This is a genomic window from Synechococcus sp. KORDI-49, assembly GCF_000737575.1.
GTDB lineage: Bacteria > Cyanobacteriota > Cyanobacteriia > PCC-6307 > Cyanobiaceae > Parasynechococcus.
Window position 1 is genome coordinate 500,934 of sequence record NZ_CP006270.1, and the last position, 19,263, is coordinate 520,196.

The window sequence follows — 19,263 nt, forward strand, 5'->3', positions numbered from 1 at the left end:
CTCAGGCATGCTCCAGGCCGAGAGGAAACAGCTGCCACTGCTGCTCTCCAGGGGATGAGGCCAGTGGCCTGGCGAGAGACCAGCTGTCGCCCTGCTCCCCCCGTTCAAGAAACAGCTCGAAGGCGCTGTCGACCCGCATGCTGTCTCCCGGAAGCTGCCAGTCGAAAGAGCCGAGCAGATGCACGAGACGCGCCCCATCAAGCTTGATCTGCTCCTGCTGCTCGATCCGAACCCGCGAAACGCTGGGCACGTCGGTGGAGACGGGAAGATTCAGGCTCGAAGCAATCGCTGACTGCGTGATCACGATCTGCTGAGCCAATGCCTCGTTGATGATCGACCTCGGCGGTTCATTGCCCAGGGAACAGGCCGTCAGCATGACGGTCATCAGGCACCAGAGACAGACCTGGCGAAGCTGACGCAGCATCCATCGAGAGCATGTGAGGACCATGATTCCGGCCTGTCGCCGATGCACCTCCCTATCCAAGCAAGCCAAAGACACGGAGGAGCGCAAGACCGGACCGCCGCGAGCGATGCTCTCGGCAACGACAACATCAACAACGGGCCAAAAGCGACAACTTGACTTGACCAATCGAAACCGAAATAGACCACGGAAAGTCAACCAAATCCCCGAATCCTCCGGCGTGAAGGGATCAATCCGAATGGTCTGAATCAACGTTCAGGAAGAGCGCCCAGCAATCTGTGTCAAGCATCCGGGTCGATGCTCATCCAGCTTGATAAGAACGGGTCCTGGATTAGGGTGTCAGAAAGGGCAGATCAGGATGCTCGGCTGGTTGAGCGGAACGATTCTTGCGACGTATCAGCGAGGCAATCGTCATCTCATTGTTTTGAGATGTGGATCTGTCGGCTACGAAGTCAATGTTATCCAGCGTGATTGGAACGACATCACACAACACGAAGAGCGTGCTTACTGGATTCACCAGGTTTGCCAGAACGACGACACAATCCTGTATGGATTCCAGTCTCTGAGCACGCGCGAACTGTTCCGCACCCTGATCAGTGTGAACGGTGTGGGGCCCCAGGTGGGACTGGCCCTGCTTCAGGAATGCAGTGTTGAAGATCTTGTCGATGCCATCATCGATGCCGATCTCAGCCTGTTGAGCCAAGCCCAGGGGGTGGGCCGGCGCACCGCGGAGCGGATCACGGTCGAGCTGCGCTCGACTCTGGAAAACCAGCGTGCATCCTTCCAGGAATCGGAGCCCGTGAAAGGCCAGGAGTCCAAGGGAGAGAGAGCCGTTCAGGACGGCGTCCCGGGGGATCTGGTCAACACCCTCAACGTGCTGGGTTACGAGAATTCCGAGATCCGTGCGGCGATCCGCGCCGTGAAGGACACGCTTCCCCCCGGGACAGGGGAGGACGCCTGGTTGCGGGCATGCCTGAAGCAGTTAAGCCTCCAGTGAGGTCGACCCGGTAAGATGGTTGTTTGCAGCACAAGGGCTTTTACCCCCGCATGTCGCTCGATACCACCGAAAAGCAGCAGCTGATCAACACGCATCAGACCCATGGCACCGACACCGGCTCAGCCGAGGTTCAGGTGGCGATGCTCAGCGAGCGGATCAACCGTCTCAGCGGCCATCTGCAGCAGAACAAGCACGACTTCTCGTCCCGTCAGGGCTTGCTGAAGATGATCGGACGTCGGAAGCGGCTGCTCAGCTATGTGCGCAACAAGAGTGAACAGCGTTATTCCGACATCATCGGCAAGCTCGGCATCCGCGGCTGAAGTCTGATGTCGGACCGGCGCAACCCGTTGCCCTTTGAGCCCAAGGGCGCAAAGGGGGAACGAAGCGAGAAGGCACAGGCAGCGCCGGCCGCACGCCAGGAAGCGATTCCACGCCCGATTGCCAATCGCATGGCGCGACGGGTTGCCGTGTTCACCGGTCTGCCATCACTGGCTGGCATGGGAGTTTTCGTCCTCAGCTACGTGCTGGTGACCCGGGGAATCGCAGACATTCCACCGGGTGTGACCCTGACAGGATCAGGCGCTCTGTTTCTTCTCGGTCTTGCAGGGCTGAGCTTCGGAGTGCTGACGACAAGCTGGGAGCCGCAGCCCGGATCTCTTCTGGGTCTTGAGAATCTGCGGCCCAACCTGCAGCGGATGCGTCAATCGATCCGAGCGCAGAAAGAAAAGGACTGACGCAACTCAGGCCGCAACCAACCGACCGCTGCATCGTGCGGAGAAGGCCATGGCCTGCAGCGATTCGGCTGCTGAAACAGCATCCCGAACACAGAACTGAGGGCCAAGACGGACGTAACGGACCGATGGCCCCTGGCGCACCTCCGCCACCACCGGAACACGCACACCGAGCTCTTCGCGGTCGGGCCGGTGCTGCTGAAGGCACTCCCGTAACTTGTGCTGCACGGCGATGTCGCTGGCCTGATCCACCGGCAACTCCACCACTAGAAGCGTGAGATCGTCGACGGCACGGCAGTCGTCCACAATCAGCTGAACTCGGTCATCTCGGCGGTCGACACCGGCCCAGATCAGCAATCGGGCCTCGGCCATCAGATGATCCGACAGACGCGCGTAACTCTTCGGGAACACAACCGCTTCACAACTGCCGGTGAGATCCTCCAGCTGAAGAATCGCCATCCGGTCACCCTTGCGTGTGGTGACCTGGCGGAACTCACTGATCATGGCGATTGCGCTCACCTTGGCCTTGTCGGCCTGTTCTTCCAGGGATCCCAGACCGATCGGAGCCAGGAGGCTGGCCGACGGTGACAGCTGTTTGAGGGGATGGTCCGAGAGATAGAAGCCGACGAGATCCTTTTCGAGCCGCAGTTTCTCGGTCGGCGGATAGTCCGCCACCGGTGCCGCCTTGGGAGCAAGGCTGAGATCAGCGGGTGCATCAGCAGCATCCGCTGGGGCTGCCATCAGATCGAACAGGTTGCCTTGACCGCTGTCCCGATCCTTCGCCCGTGAGGAGGCCCAGTCGAGAAGCAGATCCAGATCAGCCATCAGCTGGGCCCGGTTGCCGTCGGGTTGAAGAGCATCCATGGCCCCGCAGTGAATCAGAGACTCAAGACCACGACGATTCAGCACCGACGATGGAATCCGGTCACACAGATCAGCGAGGCACTGGAACGGACCGTCCGACTCGCGAGAGGCGATCAACTTCCGGATCGCACCATCGCCGAGATTGCGGACCGCCGACAGACCGAACAGGATCCGCTCGCCCGTGGGTGTGAAATCAATGCGGGACGCGTTCACATCCGGTGGGAGCACTTCGATGCCCATCGCATTGCAATTGGAGATGTAGCGCTGAACCTTGTCGGAGGCGCCGGCATTCACCGTCAGCAGAGCAGCCATGTAGGCCACCGGATAATGCGCCTTCAGATAAGCGGTCTGGTAGGTGACGGCCCCATAGGCCGTGGAATGGCTCTTGTTGAAGCAGTACTCGGCGAACAACACCATCTGGTCGAACAACTCATCGGACACCTTCTCGTCAACGCCGCGTTCCGCTGCCCCCTTCACGAAGATGCCGCGATGCTTCTGCATCTCAGCCACCTTCTTCTTACCCATGGCCCGACGAAGAAGATCGGCCTGTCCCAGGGAATACCCCGCCAGATCCTGCGCGATGCGCATGATCTGCTCCTGGTAAACCATGATTCCGTAGGTCTCGCTGAGAATCGGCTCAAGGATCTTGTGAGCGAAATCAATCGCCTCACGTCCATGCTTGCGGTTGATGAACTTGGGAATCAATCCGGCATCCAACGGTCCGGGCCGGTACAGGGCGAGGATCGAGGAGATGTCCTCCAGTGATGAGGGCTTGAGATCACGAACGATCTGACGCATCCCGCTCGACTCCAGCTGGAAGATCCCCTCGAGATCTCCCCGCGCCAGCAGTGCGAACGTCTCGGGATCCTGCGGAGGCAGACGGTCGGGATCGACGCGGGTCCCACTGCTCACCTCGACCAGCTCAAGGGTCTTGTCGATCATCGTGAGGTTCTTGAGGCCGAGGAAATCCATCTTCAGCAGCCCCATCGACTCCACGTCCTCCATGAAGTACTGCGTGATCACCTGACCGTCGTTGTTCCGCTGCAGCGGCACCAATTCATCCAATGGATCCGCGGCGATGACGACACCGGCAGCGTGAACGCCGAATGTCTTGTTCGTTCCTTCGATGCGCATCGCCATGTCGACCCAGCGCTTCACCACCGGATCACCCTCGTATTTCTCGCGGAATTCGGGATTCGGGGATTCAGCACCAATCATCGCCTTGAGCTTGGCGGGCTTTCCGCGCACCACGGGGATCAGCTTCGCCAGACGGTCGGCATCGCCGTAGGGGATGTCGAGCACACGGGCGACATCCTTGAGCACGGCCTTGGATGTCATCCGGTTGAAGGTGATGATCTGCGCCACCTTGTCCTCGCCGTAGCGCTCGGTGACGTAGTCGATCACCTCACCGCGGCGTTCGATGCAGAAATCCGTGTCGATATCAGGCATCGACTTGCGTTCGGGATTCAGGAAGCGTTCGAACAGCAGCCCGTTGCTGACCGGATCGATGTTGGTGATCCCCAGGGCGTAGGCCACCAGTGAACCGGCGGCGGAACCGCGACCCGGGCCCACAGGGATGCTCTGTTCACGGGCGAAGCGGATGTAATCCCACACCACCAGGAAATAGGTGGGAAATCCCATCTGCTCCATGATCTTGAGTTCATGGGCCATCCGATCGGCATAGGCGGGATCGATCGGGGACTCTGACGCCAGCTCCAGACGGTCCCGCAATCCCTGCTCCGTCACCTCGCGCAGGTAGGTGACGGACGTATGCCCCTCGGGAATCGGGAAACGGGGCATCTGGTATTTGCCGAGGATGTCGTAGTCCTCAACCTTCTCGGCGACACGCACGGTGTTGCGGATCGCCTCCTCCACCACCTCGGGCTCAAGATGATCGACGAAGAGGCGACGCATCTCCTCCTCGGTCTTGATGTACTCGGTGCCGGTGTAGCGCAGCCGTTTCTCATCACTGATCAGCTTGCCGGTGAGCACGCAGAGCAGCGCGTCATGGGCTTCGACGTCCTGCTTACTCAGATAATGCGCATCGTTGGTGGCCACCAGCTGGATGCCCAGCTCCTTGGCGATCCGCACGATCTCAACATTGACGATGCGGTCTTCGGGGGAACCGTGATCCTGAATCTCCAGGTAGTAGTCGTCTCCGAACACCTCCTGATACCAGCGGGCCACATCACGGGCGACCTCAGGACGCCCGCGCAGAATCGCCTGGGCGATTTCACCGCCGAGACAGGCTGTGGCGATGATCAGCCCCTCGCTGTGCTGCTTGAGCAGCTGCTTGTCGATGCAGGCCCTGGAGAAGATTCCGCGGCCGCGCATCCCCCGCAGGTGACTGATGCTGGTGAGCTTCACCAGATTGCGGTAACCGGTGGCGTTCTTGGCAAGAACCACCAGGTGATAGCGCTTCTCCTTTTTCTGCTGAGGATCGTCGATCGAACCGTTGATCACATACATCTCATTGCCGATGATCGGCTTGAGATCCGTGCCCTTGCAGAGCTTCAGCAACTCGATGGCTCCGTACATCACACCGTGATCCGTCAGCGCAATGGCGGGCATGCCGAGCTCCCGGGCACGCTCGACCATGGAAGGCAGCTGCGAGGCGCCATCCAGAAGGCTGTAGTCGCTGTGGTTGTGAAGTGGTACGAATGCCATGGGGTCAGCCTAGGACCCAACGCAAGATCAAGCGTACGAACTGCACAGCCTCCACCAGATGTGGTGGAAATCAGGGAACCAGGCTGGCTTCGGGACGCTGAGAGAGCACGTCAGCAGCCTGCTCGTACTGGGAGGCCACCTGCAGAAGACGCGCCTCATCCAGCACATTGCCGATCAGCTGAACGCCGATGGGAAGGCCGGCCTGGCTGAATCCGCAGGGAACACTGATGGCGGGCAGGCCGGCCAGGTTCACCGGAATCGTGAGCAGATCAGCCAGGTACATCGCCAGCGGATCATCGGCGTGGGCTCCACTCCGGAAAGCGGTGGTCGGTGCCGTCGGCGTGAGCAGCACATCCACGGACTGGAAGGCTGCATCAAAGTCGCGGCGAATCAAGGTGCGCACCTGCTGTGCCTTCCGGTAATACGCGTCGACGTAACCGGCGGAGAGCGCATAGGTTCCGATCAGGATGCGGCGCTGCACCTCGGCGCCGAATCCTTCGGCACGGCTGCGGGCCGTCATCGCGGCCAGACTTTCGGCGTCTTCGGCTCGGAAGCCGTATTTCACGCCGTCATACCGGGCCAGGTTGGCGGAGGCCTCGGACGGTGCGATCACGTAGTAGGTGGCGATTCCGTCGGTAAACCGCGGACAACTCACCTCCACTAACTCGGCCCCCAGAGCCTCCAGCTGCGCAGCAGCGGCCTGGGTGGAGGCCTTCACTTCGGCATCCAGGCCCTCGGCGTCGAAGCACTCGCGGATCACGCCCACTCTCAAGCCCTTGATCGACCGGTTGAGACCACTGCTGAAATCCGGAACCTCGGCGTTCAAACAGGTGGAATCACGCGGATCAGGGCCAGCGATCACCTGCAGCAACTCCGCGGCATCGGCAACGCTGGTGGCGAAGGGACCCACCTGATCCAGGGAGCTGGCGAACGCCACGAGCCCCCAGCGACTGACCCTGCCGTAGGTGGGCTTGAGACCCACCACGCCGCAGAACGAAGCCGGCTGACGGATCGAGCCACCCGTATCCGAGCCGAGGGAAGCGACGCAGGCCCCCGTGGCGACAGCCGCCGCACTGCCGCCCGAGGATCCCCCGGGGACGTGATCGGTGTTCCACGGATTGCTTGTGGCACCGAACGCGGAGGTTTCCGTGGAGCCCCCCATGGCGAACTCGTCCAGGTTGGTCTTTCCGACCAGAACACCACCGGCGCGCCACAACCGTTCCGTGACAGCGGACTCGTAGGGCGGCACGAAACTCTCCAGCATCCGGCTGGCGCAGGTGGTGGTCACACCCCGGGTGCAGAGGTTGTCCTTGATGGCGAGAGGGATTCCCGCCAGAGGTCCAAGCGCCTCCCCAGCGGAGCGGGCGAGATCGATGCGATCAGCATCGGCCCGGGCTCGATCCGCTGTGACGTCCACAAAGGCGTGGACCTCGTTCTCGGTCTTTGCCGCCCGCTGGAGATGCTCTTCGACAAGCTCACGAGCAGAGATCTCCCCGCTCTGCAGCTGCTGACGCCACGCGCTGATCGTCATCGTCCCGGCTTCATGTCAGGGCGACGCTATCAGTCGTGTGATCAGCCCTCAGCCGCGATGGTGAGCGGTTCGCCACGGCGGGTGCGCAGCAGGCTGTGACGGATGGACTGAGGCTGCTCCGAGCCGATGTCCTCGAGGAAGACACCCAGCTGATCCTCCAGACCCTTTCGGGAGAGAAAGGGGCCGAACCAGTAGGTGACGTCAGGGCCGCTCGTTTCGACTCGGGCCCACCAGGCCATTCCAAGTCCATTGGCAAGGCTGCGCAGCGGCCGGATCAAAGGACTCATGGACCTTGAGATTCTCTGCGCATTTTGCACCGACCAGACCGAAAAAGATGTGATCTCAGGGAGATAGCTGGATGCTCTGATCAAAGTGAAGGTCCGCCTCCTCTGTTGGAGCGGACAGCGTCAGATCGATCCGTTGCTCCGGAGCAGCCTGGCTTGCATCCTTGGACTTGCGTCCCGGAGCCGTGTGTGGACGCACCACCGGCGGCGAGGGAGCCTGTCCGTGGATGTCCTTCATCCAGCTGCGGCGTGCCACTTCGTAAACGCAGAGCGCCGTTGCCACCGAGGCATTGAGGCTGGGCGTCACGCCCCGCAGGGGAATGCGGACCAGCTGATCGCAATGGCGACGCGTCAGCAGAGAGAGCCCCTGGTCCTCTGAGCCGGTCACCAGAACGATCGGTCCGTCGAGGTCAGCATCCGTGAGGGTCACATCCCCCTCCGCCGCCAGGCCGATCACGCGATAACCGGAATCCTTGAGCTTCTCCAGAGACCTGTTGAGATTGACGACCCGGGCGACCGGCAGGTGCTCCAGGGCTCCGGCAGCCACCTTCGCCACCGACCCGGTGAGTCCGGCGCTGCGCCGCTGAGGCAGAACCAGACCATGGGCTCCCATCGCCTCCGCGGAGCGGACCACGGCTCCGAGATTGTGAGGATCGGTCACCCCATCCAATGCCAGCAGCAGTGCGGGTTCACCAAGATCGGAACAGCCCTTGATCAGGCCATCGAGATCAAGGGTCTCCGCAGCAGCCGTCTGCAGAGCGATTCCCTGATGCACCGACCCACTGGTGATCTGGCCCAGCCGGGCCCAGGTCACCTCCTCGACGAGGACACCGGATGCCTTCGCTTCTCGCAGCAATTGCAGGAACTTGGCGGAGCTGCGCATCTCGGGCGTGCACCAGATGCGATGGATGGGGCGACCGGATTCCAGGGCCGCCTGGCTGGCATGGCGCCCCCAGACCAGATCATCCGGCGGCGGAGAGGCTGCCGCCGCATCCGGGATCTCCTCCCGCTGACTGCGGACCGCCGCGCCCGGGGCGGAACCATGACGGGAGCGGATCGGGGGCTGGCGCCGCTCATCCACTGAGCGTCGACGCCCTTCCGGCCGCCTGCGATCCGCTGACCACTGGCCGTCGTCAGGGCGAAACTCCCTTCGCTGCGGGTCTCTGTCTCTGGTGCGTGGATTGACCACGCGGTTCTGATTGTCCGAGAAACGACGCTGCGGTCGTTCACCGGGTCGCGAAGCTCCAGGGCGACCGACACGGCCCTGCTCCCCCCGACGCTCACCCTCCCTTGGCCAGTCGCCGCGGTCGCGGGACTCGCTGCCGTTGACCGGACGCCGACGTTCCCCCCGTCCCTGGCGACCATCGCGGGGGGGGCCACCGGAGCGGCGTTCAAAGCGAGGTGTCATGGGCGACAGAGGTGTGGGCGGACGGAGGACTCGGATCCGACCCGTCCGACTCCAGCGAATCCAGGAGCTGAGCGAGACGGGCTGGGTTGTTCAGAAACAGCCAGCCCACCATTGTCTCAAATCCTGTCGCCATTCCATAAACCGCTGCATCGCCGCGCCGGGGGCCACGACCGGCGCGGTTCCGACCACGACGCACCAGGTCGAGCTCACGGTCATCCAGCAGTGGCTCAAGCTGCTTGAGAGCACGGGCCTGAGCATCAGCACAGACCTGATCCACAACCGCACGGTGCAGAACATCGGCACGACCGGGACTGCGGCAGTGACGCAGGCGCTGATGCAGCTCCCAGACCGCATCCCCCAACCAGGCCAGCTGGAGAGGACCGAGTTCATCACCGCCGCCGGTGCCGGTCCACCCGTGGATCCAGTCGCTCAAGCCGCCAGCTGGCTGAGGGCGGTGGGCAGGTCGTCGACGAGATGCAGGAAGCCCTCAAGGCGCACCAGCTTCACGGTCTGGGTGACACGGGAGTTGCCGACCAGCTGAAAGGATCGCTTCGAATCGGTGCACTGTTTGGCCAGTTGCACCAGAGCGCCGAGACCGGATGAATCGAGGAAATCGATCTTGCTGAGGTCGATCACCGCCGGAAGGCTGCTGGCCTGAAGAACGTCTGCGACGTAGGCCATGAACTGCTTCTCCGAATAGGCATCAAGTTGCCCGGTGAAGTGGAACACCAGACATCCGTCCCTCTGCTCGAAGCCGCCTCGGAGGGAGACGGTCAGTCGCTGCAATTCGCTGATGGGTTCAGCTCCCGGGAGACCTCTGGGCGAGATTTTAGTGAGGCTGGACGGCGTCAACCACCACTGGACCGCCGATCCGCCATCAAGGTCACGAACCTGGCGAAATGGTGGTCCGCGTCATGGGGGCCTGGACTTGCTTCCGGGTGGTACTGGACACCGAAGACAGGTCGGTTGCGATGCGCGAGAGCCGCCACGGTGCGGTCGTTCAGATTCAGATGGGTGATCGCGATGCGGCTGCTGTCCAGGGACGCCGCATCAAGGGCAAATCCATGGTTCTGGCTGGTGATCTCCACCTGGCCATGCGTGCCGCAGGGATGATTGAGTCCTCGATGGCCGTAGGTGAGCTTGAAGGTGCTGCCGCCGAGGGCCAAACCGAGGATCTGATGGCCCAGACAGATCCCGAACAGGGGCAGATCCGGCTGATCCAGCAACTGGCGGGCCAGGCTGATTCCGCCGCAGACCGCGGCCGGATCCCCAGGACCGTTGGAGAGGAACACCCCTTCCGGGCGATGGTCCAACACGGTCTCCAGATCGGTGCTGGCAGGAAGCACCGTGACGGCACAGCCATGGGCAGCAAGCCGATCCAGGATCGCCCGCTTGATGCCGAAATCGATCGCGACCACCCGGTAGCGCTCCTCAGGATTCGTCCTCAGCCGCTGATCGAAGCTCGCAGCGCAGGGGGACTGCCAGGCGTAGGGAGTCCGCGTGCTGACAGCGTCGGCGAGGTTCAGCCCTTCCATCGAAGGAGCCTGCTTCAGCTGCTGCATCAGTTCAGCCGGAGTACGACCGTCGCTCCCGATCACGCCGTTCATCGCACCGGCCTCGCGCAGATGACGCACCAGTGCCCGGGTGTCCACACCGCAGATCCCGACCAGCCCATGGCCGACCATCCAGCTCTGGAGATCACCCGTGCTGCGCCAGTTGCTGGGACACGGCGACAGCTGTCGGGCGATCACTCCGCGTGCATGGGGCGTCTCCGCCTCCAGATCCTCTCCATTCACTCCCGTATTGCCCAGCTCGGGATAGGTGAAACTCACCAGCTGCCCGGCATAGCTGGGATCCGTCAGCACCTCCTGGTAGCCGGTCATCCCGGTGTTGAACACCACCTCCCCGACAACCGATCCCCGCTTGCCGAAGGCATGGCCCGAAAGCACCGTGCCGTCCGCCAACACGAGATGGGCCTGCGCGGACGGAGAAACGGAGATCAAGGCAGCCAGCCGCAGCACATCACCTTCTTATTGTCCATCTCCATCGGCAAGGGCCCGCCGAAGGGCCTCCAGTCGCTGCCAGGGATGCCCCTGATCCAGGCTCTGGCGGGCCATGGCGGCACCGATACTGAAGTCCTGCTCCACTCCGGCAACCCAGAGCACCAGTGCTGTGTTGAGGGCGACCACGTCACGCTGAGCAGCATCTCCCTGGCCGCGCAGCACCTGTTCAAGGATGGTGCTGTTCATCGACAGATCCCCACCGCGGAGGGCTTCCAGAGGGGCCGATTCCAGTCCCAGCTGCTCGGCAGTGAGCGAGAGAGAGCGCACCTCACCCTTCTCGATCAGTCGCAACTGGTTGCTGCCGGCCAGCGAGGCTTCATCGAGACCGCCGGCGCCATGGACAACGATGGCCCGTTGAAGGCCGAGCCGCTGCAGGGCACCCGCCATCGGATCGAGCAGAGTGTCCCGAGCCACCCCAAGCACCTGGGCCTGGGGGCGCAGGGGGTTCACCAGGGGACCCAGCAGATTGAACACCGTGCGGACGCCGAGACTGCGACGCAGAGGCGCGAGGTTCACGAGGGCCGGATGCCAGGCAGGGGCGAACAGAAAAGTGATCCCCGTGCTGCGGAGCGCGTCAACGACCCGGGGCAGAGGGGCCTTCAACTGCAGACCGAGGCCTTCGAGCACGTCCGCTGATCCGACCTTGCCGCTCGCGCTGCGGTTGCCGTGCTTCGCCACCGAGACACCACACGCCGCTGCGGTGAAGGCCACGGCGGTGGAGATGTTGAAGGTATCGGCACCATCACCGCCGGTGCCGCAGGTGTCCACCATGGCCAGATCCGGCCGTTCACAGGGCAGCGGGCAGGCCTCGCGCAGAACGGATGCCATCGCCGCGAGCTCCTCCGCCACCATTCCCTTGGCCCGCAACCCGGCCAGGAAGGCACCGGTCTGCACGGGTGAAAGCTCTTCCGCCAGCCAGGCCCGCATCAGGGCTGTCGCCTCCGCGCTGCTCAGGTCTCCCCCCTGCAGCAGGCCATCCAGCAATGCGGACCAGGAAGGAGAGTGGGGCGACATCGTGGGCAACCGGTGACAAAAAAACCCGGGGTGCAGAGCACGCCGGGCCAGGTGATGGGGACTCCACCACTATCACTCAAACGTCCAGAACCTGACCAGACCGGCTGCGCGGGTCTTCAGCCGGCATCGTTCTCTGTGGTGTCGAAGCCTGAACCGACGGCATCGTCCACAGCCTGGCCTGGACGGAAGCCACTCGCCCAGAGGCTGCGCACGCGGCTGTTCAGGTCGTCTCGCGTCAGCGACCACAGCGTCAGCAGCCGATCCAGGTCCCGTTGCAGATCTTCGGCTCCAGGGAAGCCGTCGTAGCGGATCAGCAAGCGAGCCAGATCGGTGAGGTCCCCGTCGCGGGGAGTCTCACGCGCCAGCAGTCGATCGACGTGATCGCGATCGATGGTGTGGAGCGGATGGCTCTGGGTGGGCTCGGACATCGACTCGGTTCCCGATTGCACCAGCCTGACGCAATCGGCCACTGCCTAGGTTGTCGGCCTGCACGGGAGACGGCATGGCCGCCATGCGCCTCGATCTGATCGGCCGCTATCTGCGACCTCACCGGCGCACCGTGCTTCTGGGAGCTCTGGCGCTGGTGGTGGTCAACATCCTCAGCGTCACGATCCCCATGGAGGTGCGTCGCGTCATCGATGAGCTCCAGGACGGCTTCTCCTACGACCGTGTGCTGCGTCAGGCGGGCTGGATCGTGGTGCTCGCCACCACGATGGGAGGGGTGCGTCTGCTGTCGCGTCAGCTGGTGTTCGGCATCGGACGACAGGTGGAGGTGGAGCTGCGGCAGCGACTGTTCGACAACATGCTGAGGCAGGAGCCGGCCTGGGTTCAGTCCACCGGCAGCGGTGAGGTGATCAGCCGTGCCACCAGCGATGTCGAGAACATCCGGAGGCTGCTGGGTTTTGCGATTCTCAGCCTCACCAACACCGTTCTTGCCTACAGCTTCACCCTGCCGTTCATGCTTGCGATCGACCCCTGGTTGACGCTGGCAGCGGTTGGTCTCTACCCGCTGATGCTGGGCACCGTGCGGCTGTTCGGCGGGCGCATGATGCGGCAGCAGAGGCGGCAGCAGGAGACCCTCTCCAGGCTGAGCGAGCTGATCCAGGAGGATCTCTCGGGCATCGGTGCCATCAAGATCTACGGGCAGGAGGTCTCCGAACAGGAGGCCTTCGCTTCACTCAACCGGCACTACCGGGACAGCGCCATCCGACTGGCCCGCACCCGGAGCACGCTGTTCCCGCTCCTCGAGGGCATCGCCTCGATCTCTCTGCTGCTGCTGCTCGCCCTGGGCAGTGGCCAGCTGGAGGCCGGCACCCTCAGCATCGGAGGTCTGGTGGCCCTGATCCTCTATGTGGAACGGCTGGTGTTCCCCACCGCCCTGCTCGGCTTCACTCTGAACACCTTTCAAACAGGCCAGGTCAGCCTTGAGCGGGTCGAGGAACTGCTCCAGCGACAGCCCCTCATCCAGGACAGGGGGAATCATCAAGATCCCGGTCAGACGTCTGCGAGTGGACGGCTGGAAGCCCGCGGACTCTCTGTGCGCTACGAGGGCGCGGAGCGGGACACGCTCATCGACCTGAGCTTCAGCATCGAGCCCGGTGAGCTCGTCGCCATTGTCGGGCCGGTGGGCTGCGGCAAGACCACCCTCGCCCGTGCCTTCGGTCGCATGGTGCCGGTGCAGGAGGGCCAGCTCTTCCTGGATGGCATCGACGTCACCATGCTGCCCCTGGGCCGACTGCGGCGCGATGTGGCGATGGTTCCTCAGGAGGGGTTCCTGTTCACCAGCACCCTTGCGGACAATCTGCGTTACGGGGAGCCCGACGCCCCCGATGAACGGGTGGAGAAAGCCGCCGATCAGGCACGCCTGATCCAGGACGTCCGCGGCTTCCCGGATGGATTCAGCACGATCGTCGGGGAACGCGGAATCACCCTCAGCGGGGGCCAGAGACAACGAACGGCACTCGGGCGAGCTCTGCTGGTTCCGGCTCCGGTGCTGGTGCTCGACGATGCCCTCGCCAGCGTCGACAACAACACGGCTGCCGCCATTCTGGCTTCGATCAGAGCCCAGGCTGATCGCACGATCGTGATGATCAGTCATCAGCTGTCCGCCGCTGCAGCCTGCGATCGCATCCTGGTGATGGACAACGGACGGATCGTGCAGGTGGGGCACCACAACGATCTGATTCACGTCCCGGGGGTCTACCGAAGGCTGTGGGAGCGCGAGCAGGCCGCCGAGCAACTCGATGCCATGGCTTTCTGAAGAAGTTGGAAGCTTGTGCCTCACACCATGGTCAAGGGGCTTAGCTGAGGAAACGCCAGAGCAGTTCATGACCAGCAGCACTCCTTTCTCCGTGCGCTGCACCCTCACCTTCGGTGATATCTACGGCCAGGTGCTCGCCTGGATGGCTGTGATCTTCGTCAGCCTGGCTGCAGGCCTCGCCCTGATGGGCTCATCCCGTCCTCTGTTCGCGCTTGTCGGAGTTGGGCTGATCCTGGTGCTGAGCCTGCCGTTCCTTCTGTTCGCCTTTGTGACCACGCTGCTGAATCACATCCAGCTGGACCCCTCCGAACAGAACCAGACGACCTGAACAGCTTCGTCTGCCTAGGGTGACTTCTCTGAATGATCCCTCCGATGCTTCCCTCCTGGCTCTCCCCGAGCGGCGGTTCACCCGACGTCGCCGAACCGGAGCGTCACGCTGTTCTGGGGACGCCTCTGCGCGCGCCCCTGCTCAGTGACCAGGAGGAGGCGATCTTCGCCTGCGGATGTTTCTGGGGAGCGGAGAAGGGCTTCTGGCGCCTTCCGGGAGTCGTGAGCACGGCCGTCGGCTACGCGGGAGGTCAGGTGGAGTCTCCGACCTACCAACAGGTCTGCGGCGGTCGAACCGGTCACACCGAAGTGGTTCGGGTGGTGTGGAGCACCCCAGCGATTGACTTCAGCGATCTGCTCAAACTCTTCTGGGAATGCCACGACCCGACCCAGGGGGATCGCCAGGGCAACGACACCGGAAGCCAGTACCGCTCCGCGATCTACACAACGACGGATCGGCAGATGAGCCTGGCGCTGGCCAGCCGGGACGCCTACCAGCAGGCCCTGCAGGAGCGTGGCTTCGGAGCGATCACCACCGAGATCCAGGCGGATCGCACCTTCCATTACGCCGAGCCCTACCACCAGCAATACCTGGCCAAGCCAGGCAGCCGTCCTTACTGCTCAGCGATGCCGACCGGGGCTGTTCTGAGCGGGTTCGACAAGGCGGACTATCGGTTGCCGCCGAGGGTCTGGGAGTCCTACGACTGGTCCATCAGCCACTGCGTGCTGCGGAGCGACAACAGTCCGATCAGACTGAACTGATGCCCGAAAGGCTCTCCGATCGTCAGGTGCTGCTGGCCCTGCTGCTGACCCTGATGCTGGTGTTCGGGCTGATCGTTCAGACCCGAACCCATCACGCCGACCCCGCATCACCACTGCTCTGGCGTGAGCAACCGGCCACCGATCCCGGAACATTGCGGATCTGAGCACGCCTCGGGGATCCGGTTGCGGTCAATGGCATCGTGTGGGGAATCCGCGCGTCGGACTGACCTCACGTGACCGCTCCGCACGAGAGACACGAGCGCCGACAGCTGCATCCCCTGCCAAGGGGTCTGGTGGAGCTGTATGGACTGATCGCCGTTCTGGTGGTGCTGATTCCTGAATGGCTGGCCGATGGAACCCTCAACATCGGCCAGGCCACCGCACCGGTGGAAACGCTGCCGATGAGGGCGAGAGCCTGGAGAATTCTCCCCGAACTTCGCCTTGCCGCGATGTCCCTGCGGGAATTGCGGCGGCTGGCGCAGCAGCAGCGACTGGGGCATTACGCAAGTCTGACCAGGGATCAGCTGACCTTCCATCTGCTGAAGCGGCTTCGCAGAGGGGAGAAACAACGAGCTTCCCGGCTGGGGGCAGGACGCCGGAATGCCCTGTGATAACTTGCTTCTGACGGGGCGTAGCGCAGCTTGGTAGCGCACCACTTTGGGGTAGTGGGGGTCGTGGGTTCAAATCCCGCCGCTCCGATTCTTCCGTCCAGTCCCATGACCTGATTCCTCGATTCAGGCCACGAGCCGGTGATCCCCGCCGGCTCTTTTTCATGGGTGCTCCCGACGCTCAGCGTCGGGGCAGGTGTGCGATCACGAGATGCCGCTGGGCATCGATCTTCAGCCAGCCTTCATCGCGAAGCAATCCGATGACCCGGGTCACGGTGACGCGGGTGGTGCTCAGGGCGCTGGCCATTTCCTGATGGGTCAGGCGCAGGTTGAGCCTCAGGCCGTCATCACAGGGCTGGCCGTAATCCTGGGCCAGGAGCTCCAGGAATCCACGCACCCTCTCCTCCACGCGCCGCAGTCCGAGGAGGGCCAGCATGTACTCCGCCTGGCGGTAGCGGGCGGCAATGGCATCCATCATCGCGATCGCCAGCAGCGGGGACTGTTCCACCTCAGCGGTGGTCATGCACAGCAGGTCGCAGTCAGTCAGCGCGACAGCTTCATAGGCCTCGACGGTGCTGAGGGGTTCTCCGAAAGGTTCATTGGGGCCCGCCAGACCCAGCAGCAGCTCATCACCGTGAACTGACACTGCTCCGAGTTTGACCATGCCGCGCACCACCAGCCAGATGCTGTTCTTCAGAAGCGGAACAACACTTCCAGCGGTGAGATGCACCAGGTTGCGCTTCTGATAATTGCTTTCGAGAAGTCCCCTGAAGCCATCGCGCCGAGGTGAAAGCTCACGGGAGGGAATCGCAACCATGGGGTGTTCCGCGGATACAAGTGAAGTGTATGGAGCACAACATCTGATCCAGGCAAAGGGCTGGGGGCCATTCGGTTAAGGGTGGTCTAACGCTTGTCCAAGAATGAGAAAAGGGAATCGGACCACGGCCGGAAGGTCAATAAAAAAGAGGGCCCGAAGGCCCTCTTGGTGATGAACAAGACATCTCCCGAGGGAGCTGTTTCAGCTCAGAATCACTGACCGATTTTGCTCACAGCGGCCTTGGCCTTGGCCAGGATGTCGCCCTTCAGGGGAACAAAGCCCAGGGAAGGAGCCACGTTCTGAGCCTTGCTGCTCAGCATGTAGTTGAAGGCGTCTTGGACCACCTTGGCCTTGCCGCCGTTGCCGGTTTTGTAAGCCAGCACCCAGGTGAGGGTGGCGATGGGGTATGCGCCCTTGGCGGTGGGGTTGGGGTTCTTGCCAGCCAGATCCTTGTCGAGGGTGATGCCGTTCAGAGCACGGGCACCTGCAGCCACGGAGGGCTTCAGGAACTCACCGGACTTGTTCTGCAGAGCAGCGGCGACGACGTTGCCCTTGATGTAGGACTGGTTGACGTAACCGATGGCGCCCAGGCGGTTCTGGATCACACCGGCGACACCGGAGTTGCCCTTGGCGCCGACGCCAGCAGGCCACTTGACGGATTTACCGGTACCCAGGGTCCAGGTGCTGGAGAAGGCCTGCATGGAGTTGGTGAAGGCCTTGGTGGTTCCGGATCCATCGGAACGGTGCACCCAGGTGATGGTGCCGGGCTGACAGCCGAGGTCTTGCCAGTTCCTGATTTTGCCCATGGCGACCTTGACGGCCTGCTCCTGGGTCAGCTTCAGATCGCAACCGGGCTTGTTGTACCCGAAGGCGATGGTGCCACCGACCATGGGGATCTGAACGACGCCGCGCTTGACCTTGGCCATGTCCTTCTTCTTCATCGGGTCATCCGATGCACCGAAGTTCACGGTCTGGTCGATGAAAGCCTTGCGGCCGGAACCGGAACCAACAGCCTGGTAGTTGACCTGAGGACCACCTTCCTTGGCCAGAGTGGCGAACCAACGCTGATAAATCTTGGCGGGGAAAGATGCACCGGCACCGTTCAGCTTTTCAGCAGCGGATGCAGACATGCCAGCCCCAAGGGCGAGCACGGAAGAGAAGAGAAGAGCCTTCTTAGCGAAGCTCATGAGAGGCCTAGGGAGAAACTGGCGACCTAGGAGTAGCTAATCAGCGATAGATACGTCGTTAGGGAACGGTTAAGGATCTACGAATTCCCAGGAGCGGAGTAGGTTCTTGCTCGTTTCAACGTTGACTCAGCACCGGCCGTTGGTGTGATCCGAGGTCTTTGCTGTCTGTAATCGGGTGGACACTGAATAGCAATCAAGCCAACGGTTGACCCGCTGTCGATGAGTCGGAGGGACCTCCTCGATCAGTTGCGACAACTCCTGGGCACCCATCCGACGCAAGGCGCGGACATCAACATGCCAGAGAGCCTCCGCTTCCCTGATCAGGCGAGCCCAGGTGCGTACCTGCTGCCATTGACGCAGGCGACAGCGCAGGGGTCGGGTCTGATGGTGGATGAAAGCGGCCATGGCAACACCCTGATCAAGCCGACGGCCCTGATCTGAAAACACCCCAGTGGCTTCGGAGTGCTGAAGCAAAAGCGTTGAGTTGTCAGGCAGACAGGCGGTCTGGAACGACCTCCACCGGCACGACAGCGAAAGGAAGCTCGGCCTCTTCACGACGGGTGAGCCTGCGGGTCCAGGCACCCTTCACCGGATCATTCCAGCGGAACCCTGCCTCGCGGGCGAGATGACGATCATCGAAGGACACCCTGGCGCGCACCAGGCGTCGCGGCTCCAGAGCTTGGGCGATCAACTGCTCGAGATCTTCACAGCGCTGAAACACCTCAGCCAGATAGATGCAGTCCGTCAGGGCCCGGTGAGCCGCCCACACCGGAATGCCGTAGGCGAGTGCGAGATCCCGCACCGACGGACGTGCACGGAGCTGACGCTCGGCAGGCCAGCGCACATCCTCCATGGTGCAGAGCCACGGATGGGACACCGCGGGAAGAAGACCCTGGCCGAACCACTGTCGATCAAAGGCGGCGTTGTGAGCCACGAGCAGATCGGCTGCCTCGAGAAGGCTCTGGAAATACCGCATCGCCTCCTTCCATGGCTGGGGCAGGCGCGTCACAGCCGCGGGAATGCGATTGATGACCTCGGCGGCGTTGCTCTCCACGGGCAGCAGAAAGGACTGCTGGGCGAGAACGGCCCGGGACGGAACCGAGAACAGAATCACCCCCAGCTCGAGACACTGATCCAGCTCCGGATCCAGTCCCGTCGTCTCGGTGTCGATGATCAGCAGAGACGTCGGTCCTGCAGGCCCGGGATCAGGGTCGGAGAACCCTCCGAGCAGATCCAGCTGACCAGAGGCGAGATCTCCCATTCCGACAAGCCTTGCAGAATGATCTGATTGTCACTCCCGGGGCAAGCGCCCGATTCCTAGG

22 protein-coding genes and 1 tRNA gene are annotated in these 19,263 nt (G+C 62.8%); 9 read left to right on the forward strand and 14 right to left on the reverse strand.

Features of this window, described 5'->3' with window-relative positions; genetic code table 11:
* Position 1: 1 nt before the first annotated feature.
* Positions 2 to 424, reverse strand: coding sequence for a hypothetical protein (locus tag KR49_RS02730; RefSeq protein ID WP_253912799.1), 423 nt, complete (start codon positions 422 to 424; stop codon positions 2 to 4).
* A 355-nt stretch (positions 425 to 779) separates the two neighbouring features.
* Between KR49_RS02730 and ruvA the strand changes: the two genes are divergently transcribed.
* The 3 genes from ruvA to KR49_RS02745 are packed head-to-tail and all read left to right on the forward strand — an operon-like array spanning position 780 to position 2,152.
* A complete protein-coding gene (ruvA, locus tag KR49_RS02735; protein WP_043691386.1) occupies positions 780 to 1,418 on the forward strand; it encodes a Holliday junction branch migration protein RuvA in 639 nt (212 codons plus the stop codon).
* 50 nt (positions 1,419 to 1,468) lie between these two features.
* Positions 1,469 to 1,738: a 30S ribosomal protein S15 gene (gene rpsO, locus KR49_RS02740; protein ID WP_043691388.1), complete on the forward strand. Its 270-nt coding sequence runs from the start codon at positions 1,469 to 1,471 to the stop codon at positions 1,736 to 1,738.
* A gap of 6 nt (positions 1,739 to 1,744) precedes the next feature.
* A complete protein-coding gene (locus KR49_RS02745) occupies positions 1,745 to 2,152 on the forward strand; it encodes a PAM68 family protein (protein WP_043691390.1) in 408 nt (135 codons plus the stop codon).
* A 6-nt stretch (positions 2,153 to 2,158) separates the two neighbouring features.
* Here KR49_RS02745 and KR49_RS02750 read toward each other — a convergent pair whose 3' ends face one another.
* The 9 genes from KR49_RS02750 to KR49_RS02790 form a co-directional block, all read right to left on the reverse strand.
* Positions 2,159 to 5,680 carry a DNA polymerase III subunit alpha gene (locus KR49_RS02750; protein ID WP_043691392.1) on the reverse strand — a complete coding sequence of 1,174 codons (3,522 nt, stop codon included), beginning with the start codon at positions 5,678 to 5,680 and terminating at the stop codon, positions 2,159 to 2,161.
* A 70-nt stretch (positions 5,681 to 5,750) separates the two neighbouring features.
* The gene (gene gatA / locus KR49_RS02755; protein ID WP_043691394.1) at positions 5,751 to 7,211 is read right to left on the reverse strand and encodes an Asp-tRNA(Asn)/Glu-tRNA(Gln) amidotransferase subunit GatA; all 1,461 of its coding nucleotides are present in this window, start codon (positions 7,209 to 7,211) and stop codon (positions 5,751 to 5,753) included.
* Positions 7,212 to 7,252: 41 nt separating this feature from the next.
* Positions 7,253 to 7,498 carry a DUF1816 domain-containing protein gene (locus KR49_RS02760; protein WP_043691397.1) on the reverse strand — a complete coding sequence of 82 codons (246 nt, stop codon included), beginning with the start codon at positions 7,496 to 7,498 and terminating at the stop codon, positions 7,253 to 7,255.
* A 55-nt stretch (positions 7,499 to 7,553) separates the two neighbouring features.
* Entirely contained in the window at positions 7,554 to 8,903 is a 1,350-nt protein-coding gene (rlmB, locus tag KR49_RS02765) for a 23S rRNA (guanosine(2251)-2'-O)-methyltransferase RlmB (protein ID WP_043691398.1), read from the reverse strand.
* Entirely contained in the window at positions 8,887 to 9,336 is a 450-nt protein-coding gene (locus KR49_RS02770; protein ID WP_052378144.1) for a ribonuclease III domain-containing protein, read from the reverse strand. The genes rlmB and KR49_RS02770 overlap by 17 nt, the downstream gene beginning before the upstream one ends.
* Positions 9,333 to 9,689, reverse strand: coding sequence for an STAS domain-containing protein (locus tag KR49_RS02775; protein WP_043691400.1), 357 nt, complete (start codon positions 9,687 to 9,689; stop codon positions 9,333 to 9,335). The genes KR49_RS02770 and KR49_RS02775 overlap by 4 nt, the downstream gene beginning before the upstream one ends.
* Positions 9,690 to 9,751: 62 nt before the next feature.
* Positions 9,752 to 10,903 carry a glutamine-hydrolyzing carbamoyl-phosphate synthase small subunit gene (gene carA, locus KR49_RS02780; RefSeq protein ID WP_371257664.1) on the reverse strand — a complete coding sequence of 384 codons (1,152 nt, stop codon included), beginning with the start codon at positions 10,901 to 10,903 and terminating at the stop codon, positions 9,752 to 9,754.
* Between the two features lie 30 nt (positions 10,904 to 10,933).
* Positions 10,934 to 11,980, reverse strand: a complete 1,047-nt coding sequence (gene trpD, locus KR49_RS02785; protein WP_043691403.1) for an anthranilate phosphoribosyltransferase — start codon at positions 11,978 to 11,980, stop codon at positions 10,934 to 10,936.
* 116 nt (positions 11,981 to 12,096) lie between these two features.
* Positions 12,097 to 12,408: a DUF3288 family protein gene (locus KR49_RS02790; protein ID WP_043691406.1), complete on the reverse strand. Its 312-nt coding sequence runs from the start codon at positions 12,406 to 12,408 to the stop codon at positions 12,097 to 12,099.
* A gap of 74 nt (positions 12,409 to 12,482) precedes the next feature.
* Between KR49_RS02790 and KR49_RS02795 the strand changes: the two genes are divergently transcribed.
* The 6 genes from KR49_RS02795 (at position 12,483) to KR49_RS02815 (ending at position 16,028) form a co-directional block, all read left to right on the forward strand.
* Positions 12,483 to 14,240 carry an ABC transporter ATP-binding protein gene (locus KR49_RS02795; RefSeq protein WP_043696576.1) on the forward strand — a complete coding sequence of 586 codons (1,758 nt, stop codon included), beginning with the start codon at positions 12,483 to 12,485 and terminating at the stop codon, positions 14,238 to 14,240.
* Positions 14,241 to 14,307: 67 nt separating this feature from the next.
* Positions 14,308 to 14,568 (forward strand): hypothetical protein, encoded by a 261-nt coding sequence (locus tag KR49_RS02800; protein ID WP_043691408.1) that lies wholly within the window; start codon positions 14,308 to 14,310, stop codon positions 14,566 to 14,568.
* 44 nt (positions 14,569 to 14,612) lie between these two features.
* A complete protein-coding gene (gene msrA, locus KR49_RS02805; protein WP_043696579.1) occupies positions 14,613 to 15,329 on the forward strand; it encodes a peptide-methionine (S)-S-oxide reductase MsrA in 717 nt (238 codons plus the stop codon).
* The gene (locus KR49_RS13745; RefSeq protein ID WP_156957080.1) at positions 15,329 to 15,493 is read left to right on the forward strand and encodes a hypothetical protein; all 165 of its coding nucleotides are present in this window, start codon (positions 15,329 to 15,331) and stop codon (positions 15,491 to 15,493) included. Before msrA ends, KR49_RS13745 begins: the two co-directional genes overlap by 1 nt.
* A 69-nt stretch (positions 15,494 to 15,562) precedes the next feature.
* On the forward strand, positions 15,563 to 15,940 hold the full coding sequence (locus KR49_RS02810) for a Rho termination factor N-terminal domain-containing protein (protein ID WP_043691410.1): 378 nt from the start codon (positions 15,563 to 15,565) through the stop codon (positions 15,938 to 15,940).
* Positions 15,941 to 15,954: 14 nt separating this feature from the next.
* Positions 15,955 to 16,028: transfer RNA gene (locus KR49_RS02815), tRNA-Pro, on the forward strand.
* Between the two features lie 90 nt (positions 16,029 to 16,118).
* Here KR49_RS02815 and KR49_RS02820 read toward each other — a convergent pair.
* From KR49_RS02820 to KR49_RS02835, 4 genes are all read right to left on the reverse strand, one after another.
* Complete coding sequence (locus KR49_RS02820; RefSeq protein WP_043691412.1) at positions 16,119 to 16,754, reverse strand: Crp/Fnr family transcriptional regulator; 636 nt, start codon at positions 16,752 to 16,754, stop codon at positions 16,119 to 16,121.
* Between the two features lie 212 nt (positions 16,755 to 16,966).
* Positions 16,967 to 17,941 carry a phosphate ABC transporter substrate-binding protein PstS gene (pstS, locus tag KR49_RS02825; protein ID WP_043691414.1) on the reverse strand — a complete coding sequence of 325 codons (975 nt, stop codon included), beginning with the start codon at positions 17,939 to 17,941 and terminating at the stop codon, positions 16,967 to 16,969.
* Between the two features lie 126 nt (positions 17,942 to 18,067).
* Positions 18,068 to 18,346, reverse strand: coding sequence for a hypothetical protein (locus KR49_RS14360; RefSeq protein ID WP_071839761.1), 279 nt, complete (start codon positions 18,344 to 18,346; stop codon positions 18,068 to 18,070).
* Positions 18,347 to 18,428: 82 nt separating this feature from the next.
* Positions 18,429 to 19,202 (reverse strand): 3'-5' exonuclease, encoded by a 774-nt coding sequence (locus KR49_RS02835; RefSeq protein WP_043691418.1) that lies wholly within the window; start codon positions 19,200 to 19,202, stop codon positions 18,429 to 18,431.
* Positions 19,203 to 19,263 lie beyond the last annotated feature (61 nt).